Annotated in this window: 7 protein-coding genes; 5 read left to right on the top strand and 2 right to left on the bottom strand. The window is 40.8% G+C overall.

The window, feature by feature from the left end:
- Nucleotides 1-30: 30 nt before the first annotated feature.
- Together L1028_RS24880 and L1028_RS24875 are read right to left on the bottom strand one after the other, a co-directional pair.
- Nucleotides 31-1,221: a pectinacetylesterase family protein gene (locus L1028_RS24880; protein ID WP_234540586.1), complete on the bottom strand. Its 1,191-nt coding sequence runs from the start codon at nucleotides 1,219-1,221 to the stop codon at nucleotides 31-33.
- Nucleotides 1,222-1,401: 180 nt separating this feature from the next.
- Complete coding sequence (locus tag L1028_RS24875; protein ID WP_234540583.1) at nucleotides 1,402-4,533, bottom strand: alpha-mannosidase; 3,132 nt, start codon at nucleotides 4,531-4,533, stop codon at nucleotides 1,402-1,404.
- A gap of 246 nt (nucleotides 4,534-4,779) precedes the next feature.
- Between L1028_RS24875 and L1028_RS24870 the strand changes: the two genes are divergently transcribed.
- The 5 genes from L1028_RS24870 (at nucleotide 4,780) to L1028_RS24850 (ending at nucleotide 11,915) form a co-directional block, all read left to right on the top strand.
- Complete coding sequence (locus L1028_RS24870; protein ID WP_234540582.1) at nucleotides 4,780-6,594, top strand: sensor histidine kinase; 1,815 nt, start codon at nucleotides 4,780-4,782, stop codon at nucleotides 6,592-6,594.
- Nucleotides 6,594-8,162 (top strand): response regulator transcription factor, encoded by a 1,569-nt coding sequence (locus L1028_RS24865; RefSeq protein ID WP_234540581.1) that lies wholly within the window; start codon nucleotides 6,594-6,596, stop codon nucleotides 8,160-8,162. Before L1028_RS24870 ends, L1028_RS24865 begins: the two co-directional genes overlap by 1 nt.
- A 278-nt stretch (nucleotides 8,163-8,440) precedes the next feature.
- Complete coding sequence (locus L1028_RS24860; RefSeq protein ID WP_234540580.1) at nucleotides 8,441-9,370, top strand: ABC transporter permease; 930 nt, start codon at nucleotides 8,441-8,443, stop codon at nucleotides 9,368-9,370.
- 19 nt (nucleotides 9,371-9,389) lie between these two features.
- Entirely contained in the window at nucleotides 9,390-10,313 is a 924-nt protein-coding gene (locus tag L1028_RS24855; RefSeq protein WP_234540579.1) for a carbohydrate ABC transporter permease, read from the top strand.
- 84 nt (nucleotides 10,314-10,397) lie between these two features.
- Nucleotides 10,398-11,915, top strand: a complete 1,518-nt coding sequence (locus L1028_RS24850; RefSeq protein WP_234540578.1) for an ABC transporter substrate-binding protein — start codon at nucleotides 10,398-10,400, stop codon at nucleotides 11,913-11,915.
- Nucleotides 11,916-12,019 lie beyond the last annotated feature (104 nt).

The raw sequence follows: 12,019 nt of genomic DNA, 5'->3' as shown, positions 1-12,019 counted from the left end.
GCCTTGTGCGAGTATTTCGCTAATTCTATGCTATTTCTGAGCTGGCTTCGAAGTCATGAGGAACTTGCTGCCCACGGAATAGGGTTTCTGATGGTTGACCGCATCACCTAGCCATTTCAGAAGCTTCACACCATCTTGTTCAGCCTGAAAGAAGGTCTCTCTGGTTGCAAATGTATGTGGCGTTGTACCCGTCTTAGCATTTAGCCCATAGTCGGTCAGATAGTAATAATAATTAGGTAAAGTGGCAGCCAAAGAAGATACAGATTGCCGCATTTCCTGAGACCATTCATTAATAATGCGTTGATCTCTGGGCCCCTTGTAATCGTTGATGTTGTTCTGAAAATGGATCAGAATCTCGTCAAATACCGAGTAGGATTGCAATATTACCGCATTCGCAGGCAGTAGATGACCGTTCGCTTTAAATGCTGCCCCGATGATATCCGCTTCGGGGGTATACCCAAAGTTCTTAACGAAGTCTGCCTGCCATTCCTTATTTACAACATTTGGCCACTTGTCTGATTTCAGGAAGGAACTGTCTGAATATTGGAAGATCTCGGAGTCTTTGTAATGAGAGGCGATCTCCGGAGCCCAGAAGGCGGACCCGAACCCACCAGCACTTTCGCCAGCAATCAGCAGTTTACCGGGCTTATCTACGTTGGCATATATCCAATCGAGGCTGCTTCGCACATTATTGCTGCCGTTATAACGCATTGTAATGGTGCTGCCGTCCTCTTTTTTATATTCAACCGTACGGTTACCGATATGGAAATCACCCGTCGAATAGGGAAGGTAGACCACATTCCAGCCATGAAAAGGATTGGCAGGATTATCCGTATCCATCATGCCTCTCAGCAAGGTCAGCATATAGAAGGGAATGTTGGGGAAATAGTTGCCTGTATCTCCACCTTTAATAAAGTTCATTAGCTTGATTGGGTGCGCGGCGCTTTGGGCATCCCAACTGGCCCCTCCCCCGGAAAAGAAGATGATCCAGTTATTAGTCTCCCCCTTTTTATTCCAGATAAAATACTCTGATCCATCACTTGAAATGACATTTCCGTCCAGCTTGACTTTATTCCACTCATAAGGCTTCACTTCTGTGATTACGGGGGTGGTGGTGGCCGGTCTCTTGATCACAAAAGTGCTAATCGCAAGAATAGCAATCAAAGCAAGGCTCAAAAATCCAATGCATGTGAATATCGTGATTTTCCCCATTCTTCTCATATACATCTCTCCCTTAATTGGAGTATACGCTACGTTAACTCATTGCGCAATGTGTATACTTAAATGCGAAAGAAACAATTATAATCGAACATAAAAATGGGGTGTCCTCGCAGCCTTTTATCCATGGCTACAGGGACACCCCGTTTTTGTATGTTACTTCATTTAATTAGCTACAATTGTCTACACTTCGATTTCAAATGTTCTAATTTCGTAAGGTTCAAGTACAAAGGTAATGACAGGTTCAGTGTGAACCTCACCTTCAGGACGTTCCATTAGATTACATTCTTGCCATGAAATAATGTTCAAGTCGCTCGTCATATCAATCTGCTGGCGGCTTCCGGAATAGTCGTGAACACGTACGATTAATTTGTGTCCGTCCTCAGATTTCTTAAGGGCAGATACCATAACCGTATTCGTAGAAAGACGAATCATGGATTTTGTTACCACATCAGCTTGCCCCATGGTGCTCCGCAGTGGATTGTTGATGGACCAGGCTTGACGGACGGTATCACCTTGTAGCCAATCCCCAGTATGAGGCAGGATAGAGTAGGTGAATGAATGTTCGCCTTGATCCGCATCAGGGTCAGGGTGTGTTGCCGATTTGATTAGGGATAGACGCATCACATTATCCTTGATGTCGTAGCCATATTTGCAGTCGTTCAACAAGCTAACGCCATAACCACGATCTGATAAATCTGCCCACTGATGACCCACAGTCTCGAATCTAGCGTAATCCCAGCTAGTGTTCCAGTGTGTTGGACGCTTAACATTACCGAACTGGATATCATAAGTGGCTTCGGTAGCTCGTATCGCAACAGGGAAGGCTACTTTCATTAGCTGTTTTTTCTCATGCCAGTCTACGTTCGTCACGAAGTCGATACGACGATGCCCAGCATGTAAGATCATTTGCTGTTTAATCGTGGAATCCATATAGTTCCATGTGAATTGTACGATACAACGCAATGAACCATTTTCTATGACTTCAATGCTACGGCAGTCGATTACTTCGCGCATTTTTTGCTGATAGTAGATGTCAATGTCCCAAGCTTCGTGTGCTAGGGGTTTATCCTCAAACACTTGGAACACGTTACCGTGGCTTCCGTTAGCTAATACTTGACGCTGTTCGTGTTTATCATAGATGGATGACAATTGACCTTGCTCGTTCCAAGTTATTTCAAGGTGAGGCGTTGAAATTCCTGATTCATTCAGCTTGAATGGAGTGCTTAGTGGCTCAGAATTCACATCTGCCACGAAGGAGATGGTGGTGTATCCGAGAGAAGGAATGTCGGACACTTCAATGATCCAACGGTCACCTTCACGCTGAGCTTGTAATGGTTTACCTTCTGAGTTTATCCAATGTCCTGTTTCCATGCCAGTCTCTACAGTAATTTCTACGAGCTCAGTCAATTCCCAAGAAGCATTGTTCCAGATGGTATATTTACCGGCTTCACTTCCGTTCACTAGTAGGTTCGTAGATTGTTCCCATACAGATTGACCAATGGCTTCAGCTTGAGCATATTCAATCGTACTGTCTTCATACACTTCACGAATCGAAGAACCTGGAATAATATCATGGAATTGGTTCCGTAGAATAATTCTCCAGCCTTCATCTAGATCGGTCTGACGATAGTTCGACCAATCTTCAGACACTACACTTTGCAGTGCGTTTAGCCATTCCGCCTCGCGGTATAGCAGTTCAAGCTTGCGGTTCATCCGCTTATTGTAGGCTTGACTAGTGTACGTGCCACGGTGATATTCTAAGTAAAGCTCGCCATCCCATACATGGACATAACGATCTGTATTTGCAACGGTGTCTTGCAGGTTACGGAAGTAATCTCCCGCTGTTCCTGTTTCAATCTTCGGTAGTCCTGGGAGATCATTGAGTCTGCGGCGCATCTCTAGCATTTCGCGGTTAACCCCGCCGCCGCCATCTCCATATCCGTAAGAAAGTAATAAATTTCGATTCACTTCTTTATCCCGGTACGTATCCCAAATTCCTTTTACAGTCTTAGGAATGATGCGGCCATTATAGGTGTAGAACCAAGAATCTTCTTCAGACCAAGGCTCTGGTGTTGTAATGAAGTGTGTTAATACTTCAGTGCCATCAATACCACGCCATTGGAAGGTATCATGTGGCATGCGGTTGTATTGATTCCAGCTAATTTTCGTGGTCATGAACGTATTAATTCCTGATTTTTTTAGAATTTGTGGCAAGGACCAGCTGTAGCCAAATACGTCCGGCAGCCATAAATAATCACATTCAACACCAAATTCATTACGCAAGAAGCGAGTTCCATAGAGTAATTGACGGACAAGAGACTCACCTGAGGTCAAGTTACAATCTGCCTCGAGCCACATGCCACCGCCAGCTTCCCAGCGTCCTTCAGCTACACGTTCACGAATCTTCTCGTAGATCTCTGGATAATCGTTTTTGATGTATTCATAAAGCTGAGGTTGAGTCTGTAAAAAAGTATAGTCAGGGAACATTTCCATCAGACGGAGTACGGTCGAGAAGGAACGCGCACATTTCTCACGGGTATGCTTCAATTGCCATAACCAAGCTACATCAATATGGGTATGACCAATACAGGTAACAGTAACTGGCGATGACTTTTCCATTTTATTGATTTCATCACGCAAATAATTACGAGCTTCCTCGATTGAAGCGTAGAAGACCTCTGAACCTGGACGAGACCAGTCAATCAGAAGAAACGAGCGATCTACTGTACTTAGTAGCTGTGTATATTCTGGTGTTTTTGAATCGAGTACGTTCAGCGTCTCAACTACAGCAAGTGCGGTAAAGTAGAAATCATCCGTTGCTTCGTCCAGCCAACAAATTTCAGCCATACGAATGCCATGTGTCTGATCTTTTTTAGGACCGCCACCTTCTAATCCCGACCATAAACGGAAGGTAAGTGGAAGCTGCGTACCTACCGTTTCATCCGGCAAGAACACTTCTGTATGATTGGAATCTACACCTTGATAGGGCTTGCCGTTGTAAAAGAATAAAGATTCAAAGCCGGAGTTGTTTCCGGCACCCGTCTCGCCAAAATCAAATCGACCCAGTACCCTGCGTCCTGCCCAAGAGGCGGGTACGTCTATCTGTGTCGTTAGCCATAAATACAAATCGCGGCCTTTCCAGGTATCGCCAACTTGTAGCTTAGACCATTCTCCATCCACGGGTGGTTCCGCTGCAATTTCACCTTGTTCGTCAATCATAGAATTGAAAAAAGGAATGCGTATACGATCCCGGTAACGATATTCGGAAATCTCGTTTAGTTGGGAGTTGAGTTTACGTTTGGTTAGAAACATGAGTAATAGCCCTCCATAATCTTAATGGGGGACGAGGAATATAAGACTTATAGGGTGTTTACAGGTTTGTTTGGGGGTAGAAACCAACTATAGACGATTTTAAGCGAGATGTAAACTCATGCTCTAGAAAAAAATGTGAGTAGGAAAGATTTACATCTAAAAATGAATGCGCTCCCATTGCACAAAAAGAAAGGTGGTGTTAAGCTTCTAATCCTAAAGGCTAGATTTTTAAGGAAGGTGAATTTGTTGAATATAAAGAAATTTTATCAAAATCATTTACGAAAAAAACTGTTTAATAAAATTTTAGCTATATATTCATCCATCATCATTATTACGCTCATCGCCTCTTCCATTACCGTTTATAAATACTATGAACAGACGATCACGCGTCAACATGTTGATGCCAATCGTGAGGTATTGGATTACGTGAGTTTATATATGAATCAGCAGTACGAAGGGATCCAATTGGCCATCCAGCAAATTTATAGTGATGCTTCTGTAAGTGAGGATTTATCCTATTTTTTGCAACATGATTATGGAGATTATCTAAAATATCGTTTAGATCAGTTTGCTGAAATTGGGAGCTTCGTACCCCATACATTCGATACTTACTTCAAAACGTATTTGAATCAGAAAAGCGGTATTTCTGACGTTATCTTATACAGCACTGAGAAAGAATTTTATTATTTATATAAAAATAATACGCGACAGCTCTACAAAAGAGATATGGATATTTCGGAGCAAAAATCACCCATACCCAAGAATGGTTGGGTTTCGCATGAGAAAAAATTATTACTTAAGGAAATAAGAGAAGACAATAACCATTTGTATACGATGACTAGGGAGCTTAAAGATCCGATTTCATTGAAAACGATCGGTATGCTCATTATAGATTTTGATGCTGAACTTATTTCAAAATGGCTGGGTTCGAAAGATACAGAGAATAATGGTCAAGTGTTGGTTCTAACACCAAGCGGTGACGTCATATATGATTCCTTAGGAAGGTATATGGGACAACAGTATCCGCATATCGCCGGTCTTTATTCAGACAGCTGGACTGCACTGGATGGATTATCCAAAGTAAATTTAAATACAACGAATAGTTCAGGTCTTATTGTGGCAGGAATCATTCAGAAGTCGCAGGTCAATAAAGAAATGGTGGTTGTACGAAATTGGATTATCGGGATTACGGCAGCACTTATTGTTGCGGCAATGTCCATAACATACGGAATAATTTTACGTTTCTCAAAAAAAGTGAAGATCATCGTCAAATCTATGAAGCGCTTACAGGAAGGCGACTTAAGCACGCGCATTCATCTTAACCGAGAGGATGAATTGCAGCTCATTGCCAACAATTTTAACTATATGTGTGAAAGACTAGAGCTGTATATTAATAAAGTTTACATTTCAGAAATTACGCAAAAAAATGCAGAACTCGTTGCTCTTCAATCACAGATTAATCCGCATTTTTTATATAATACGCTTGAGGCTATAAGGATGCGGGCTATTTCGCAAGGTGCGAAGGATGTAGGTCAGATGATTTACATTTTATCAACCTTATTCCGAACGATGATTAAGAAAAGTATGGTTGTTACCATCGCTGATGAGATTGAATATTGCAATCTATATCTTGAGCTGTTTCAGATTAGGCATAAAGATAAGCTTCAAATTGAGTCGCGAATAAGTCCAGTGGCTATGAATTGTTCTATCGTTAAATTGCTGATTCAGCCAGTCATTGAAAATTATATTGTTCACGGATTCAGGCCCGAACGCTCTGATAACTTAATCCGTATTGAAGTAACTGAATCAGAAGGTAGCATTCAAATTGCTATTAGAGATAACGGAAATGGGATTATTCCCAGTAAGCTAACGGAGCTTCAAAAAACACTTCAAGTCAGTATGCGAATGGATGCACCACCTTCCTCGCTTGGACTATGTAATGTGAATGAGCGAATTAAGCTTTATTATGGGATTGAATATGGATTATCGATTGCTAGTGAGATAGGTGTAGGAACAACAGTCATCATGAATATACCAGTGGTAAGGGAGAGTATTAAATAATGCACAACATACTTATTGTGGATGATGAACCTCTTATTCTTGAAGGATTACGTTCAGTAATCGAATGGGAAGATTATGGACTAAGAATCGCAGGGCAAGCGAGTAATGGGGAAGAAGCCTTAGAATTTCTGCATAGCCATAATGAAGCTATTGACATATTAATTACAGATATTACGATGCCGAAGCTTACGGGACTTGAGCTCATTCAACAAATTAAGTCATTTGATTCAAAAATGAGATTTATTATCTTAAGCGGATATGAACAATTTGAGTATTTAAAAGCTGGAATGAGTCTAGGCATTGAAAATTATATTCTTAAACCCATTAACATAAAAGAATTAGAATCGACCATTGAGCAAATTGTTGAGGTCCTCAATCAAGAGGATGTTGAACTATTTCATGCTAAGGAGGATCAGCAGGTTTTACGTAACAATATTCTAAATCGTTGGGTCACTGGAAATATAGATCGACAGGAGCTATTGCATCGTTCAAAAGTCTTAAATATTTCCCTGGACTGTTCATGTTTTACGGTGGCTGCGATTCGGCTTATTACGGAACATGAAGAGGATGAGAGTCAACTGCACCCTAATCAACTTATGGAAGAATGTTATCGTATCGCTGTGCAGTCCGTCGCAGAGCGCGGAACAGTTATTGTATTTATAGATATGGAAGGTGATCTTGTTCTTATTGTTGCGGAGTCGGCTGAAGATGAGAACAAAGAAGAAATGTATTGTATGCTGGAACAAGTGCAATATGAGATTATGCATGAATTAGGAAAGTCTGTCTGGATTACGATAGGAAGTAAGGAATATACTTTTCAAGAAGTGCCACAAAGTTATAAAAAAGCGAAAAGTTTATATATGGATCATCTGATGCTGCCGGGCTACCCGATTATTGATGTAGATCAACTATCGAAGATGGTGTTACATGAGGAAAAGCTCGAAATTGATTATGAAGCATTTACTAAACTATTATTATCTGGAGAGCGTGAGGCGGCAAATCAATTTATCGCAGAAACGTTCCAAAAGCTGTTCGGATGTGGCGTGATTACACGCATTGATAATTACAACGTGGCGATTGAATTAATGTTGATCGCTAAGAATATGGAGAAGAACTGTAATTTCAGTGCTGTGTTTAATCCTTTGCTGCGTATCCATACCATTGAGCAGTTGCTTCATCATGTGCAGGAAAGTGTGAACGAAACGCTGGACCAATTATCGCAAGTGAGTGATGAACTTAGTCCGAATATGAGATATATGGTGGATCAGGTGAGCAAACATTATAGAGAAGAACTATCTCTGAAGACGCTCAGTCAGCGAATGAATATGCATCCTACTTACTTGGGACAGCTATTTCAGAAGGAGATGGGGCGAAGCTTCTCTGATTATGTGAATCAATTCCGAATTGAAAAAGCAAGACAACTGCTGCTTCAAACTACGTTATTAACCAATGAAATTGCAGCTGAAGTAGGGTATCTAGATCCAGCGTATTTTTATCGCCAGTTCAAAAAATCAGTAGGCATATCTCCAACAGAACTTCGAAAGATGTATAAAAAAGAAAAGGCGTAGGATTTAGGAAATGTTCCCGGGTACACGTTCAAGTGGAGGGTTCACGAACGTTGGTCACGAGAATGTTTCCTTTTTTTGTTCAAATCTTAAGGGATTTCAAGCCTCGCAGAGGTCGGTTTTTCTTGCAATCTTTAATTTTTACATATCATTCTGGAGTTTTTCAACTTTATGAAACCGCTTTTATAGCGCAGAATTAAAGATAGTTAAAGGGGCAAGGAAATAAGAGCGAAAGGGTATTACGGGGATTGTTTGGGGATAGAGAAGGGGGATGTGGAATAGTGTCTTCATTTTTCAAAAGCTTAAATAAGGATAAAGTACTATGGTTTATGGTATTACCAGGGACAATATGGTTCCTAATCTTTTGTTACTTACCGATGTTCGGAACCATTATTGCATTTAAGGATTTCAAGATTCATCGGGACGGATTCTTTGCAAGCGTTTTTAATAGTAAGTGGGTTGGCCTTGAAAATTTCAACTTTTTGTTCTCGACGGAGGACGCCTATATTATTACAAGAAATACGATACTGTATAACGTGGCGTTGATCTCTCTCGGTTTAGTTCTTGCGGTGGGCATTGCAATCACCTTGAACGAACTTGTGAACAAACGGATGGCCAAAGTTTATCAAACGGCGATGTTTATGCCTTACTTCCTTTCTTGGGTTATTATTAGTTTCTTTACGTTCAGTTTCCTGAGTGTAGATAAAGGGATCTTGAACCAAGTGATTATTTACTTCGGAGGCGATCCTGTTTCCTGGTATGGGGATACTCGCTTTTGGCCATATATCCTAATTTTCATGGGGATTTGGAAATCAATTGGTTATTCAAGTGTTGTTTACTTAGCGGCTATAGCGGGTATCGATAAGTCCTACTATGAAGCGGCTATGATTGATGGGGCCAGCAAATGGCAGCAAATTAAGTTTATTACACTTCCTTTGCTTAAACCTTTAATGGTAACGCTAACTATTCTAGCGATTGGCGGTATTTTTAGATCTGACTTCGGTCTATTCTATCAAATTCCTCGGGATTCCGGTGTTCTATACTCCGTAACGAATGTTATCGATACTTATATCTATCGAAGCATGAGTACGACAGGAAACCTAGGGATGAGTACAGCAGCGGGTCTATATCAATCGATCGTTGGATTTATCATGGTGCTTGTAACAAATTCTATTGTGAAAAAGATCAGCAAAGAAAACGCGATATTCTAGAAAGGAGTCAATTGACGTTATGGAAGTATTCAAACGTAAGCCGAAAGAAGTCGACAACAACGCCATTACTCCTTTTTGGAATGTGGTACTCAATATTGTGATTGGGATTTTCGCTTTTACCTGTGTGTTTCCGTTCTTGTTTGTCATAGCCATTTCTTTTACAGATGAGAAAGTACTCGCTTTAAATGGATTTAGCTTAATTCCAGAAAAATTTAGTATGGCGGCGTATCACTTTATTTTCAACACAGGTGATCAGTTATTTCGTTCCTTTGGAGTTACCTTACTTGTTACTGTACTAGGTACGCTCATTAGCTTATTTCTAATTACAACTTACGCCTATGTTCTTTCTCGAAGATCATTTCGCTATCGAAATTTTTTCAGCTTCTTCGCCTTCTTCACGATGTTATTCTCAGGCGGAATGGTTCCAAACTATATTATAGCCACACAATTTTTACATTTGTACAACACGATATGGGCTTTAATATTGCCAATAGCGATGAATGCCTTTTTCATTCTAGTGATGCGTACCTTCTTCCAGACTTCAGTGCCTGATGCTCTCATTGAGGCAGCCAAAATTGACGGTTCAGGGGAGTTTCGGACGTTCCTGCAAATTGTACTTCCGATCTCATTACCGGGGATTGCAACGATTGGATTGTTCTGTACGCTGGGTTATTGGAATGATTGGTTTAATGCGCTGCTGTATATAGATGATGCGAGTCTTGTACCGCTCCAAGCGATGCTGATGCGAATTCAGAATAATATGGAGTTTGTTATCCAGAACAGCATGCAGATGGGATCAAGCTTTGAGATTGCTGCGACCTTGCCGACAGAAACCGTTCGTATGGCGATGGTTGTACTGGCGACCTTGCCTATAGCACTAGCGTATCCCTTCTTCCAAAAATATTTTGTAAAAGGTTTAACCGTTGGCTCTTTAAAAGAGTAAGGCTTCAAAGATGTATTTATTCGTATCGCTAGTTTAGGAAACGATATAAATAAAGATTTACTAATCTAAAGGGGGAAAATAGAAATGAAAGTGAAGAAAAGTTTAACGCTCGCTCTTGCTGGAACAATGCTTTTTTCTGGCCTTCTTGCTGGATGTGGTTCGAATAATAATACAAATGCTGCTAAAGAAACAAACAATTCAGCGGCAGCAGGGAATTCAGCAGGGAATACATCGGAATTAAAGCCATATGAGCTGAAGATGTATTTAATTGGTGGACCTCAAAAGGATTTGGATCTTGTATTAAAAGAAGTTAATAAATATACCCAAGAAAAAATTAATGCGACGTTGAACATTACGATGTTCGATTGGGGTGATTACGATAAGAAGATGCAAGTCATTACCGCTTCTGGTGAGCCTTATGACATTGCCTTTACCTCTTCTTGGACAAATGATTTCCGCCGTAACGCAGCTAACGGTACCTTCTTGGGTCTGAACGATCTGCTAGATAAGTACGGAAAGGAAACGAAAGAAGTTTTGGACCCTCGTTTCTTAGAAGGAACTAAGATTAAAGGTGAGATCTATGGTGTTCCTGTAAATAAGGAGCTTGGACAGCAATGGGTATGGCGCTTCAATAAGAAATATGTTGATAAATACAAGATGGACATTTCCAATATTCGTACATTGGATGATCTAGAGCCACTTCTTAAAACGATTAAAGAGAATGAGCCTGCGGATATTACACCGCTAGCTGTTCCTAAAGGTTTTAAACCATTTATGCCATTTGACTATGTACTAGGTGATGAGTTACCTATCGGGGTCTATATGGATTCCACAGATGGCAAGGTTGTTAATATTCTGGAGACACCTGAACTTGCAACATCGTTAGATACGATGCGTAGACTTTACACAGCAGGTTACTTACGCCCAGACGTTGCAACACTTGAAGGTATTGATAACATTAAGACCGGTAAATGGTTTGCCGATCGCGAAATTACACAGCCTTATGCAGAAAAAGGTTGGTCTCGTTCAGCAGGTTATGAAATTGTAACTTCGCCTATGCATGAGCCTTACGTGTATACACAGTCGGCAGCAGGTTCGATGCACGCTATTTCCGTAACCTCAGGTGATCCTGAACGGGCTATGATGTTCTTGAATCTATTGAATACAGATAAGTACTTGCGTAATTTGCTTAACTATGGTATTGAAGGGATACATTATAAAAAAATCTCCGACAATGTCATTGAAGATCTGCCAGCTATGCAAGATAGCTATGCAATGCCAGGATTCACGCTTGGAAATATGTTGTTGACTTATCTGCATGCTGATGACCCTGCTGATAAATGGGATGCTTTCAAGAAGTTTAATGATTCGTCAAAAGAAGCCCCAACCTTCGGTTTTGCATTTGATCCTACACCTGTAAAAACAGAAGTAGCGGCCATCAACAACGTAACTAAAGAATTTATGCCAGCGCTATACACAGGTTCTGTTGATCCTAAAACATATCTGCCAAAAGCAACTAAGAAATTTAAAGAAGCTGGGCTGGATAAAGTCATTGCTGAAGTTCAAAAGCAACTTGATGAGTGGAACCAGACAAAGAAATAAGCTTTGAACGTATCACGCCTACGATTAATCTAAAGGTAATTCAAATAGGATTAGTGGAGACGGGCAGCTATGCTGCCCGTCTCTCTATCTATACTCATTTTTAT

The organism is Paenibacillus pseudetheri, assembly GCF_924513355.1.
In the GTDB taxonomy this organism is placed as follows: domain Bacteria; phylum Bacillota; class Bacilli; order Paenibacillales; family Paenibacillaceae; genus Paenibacillus_AQ; species Paenibacillus_AQ pseudetheri.
This window is presented reverse-complemented; position numbering and strand designations above follow the sequence as displayed.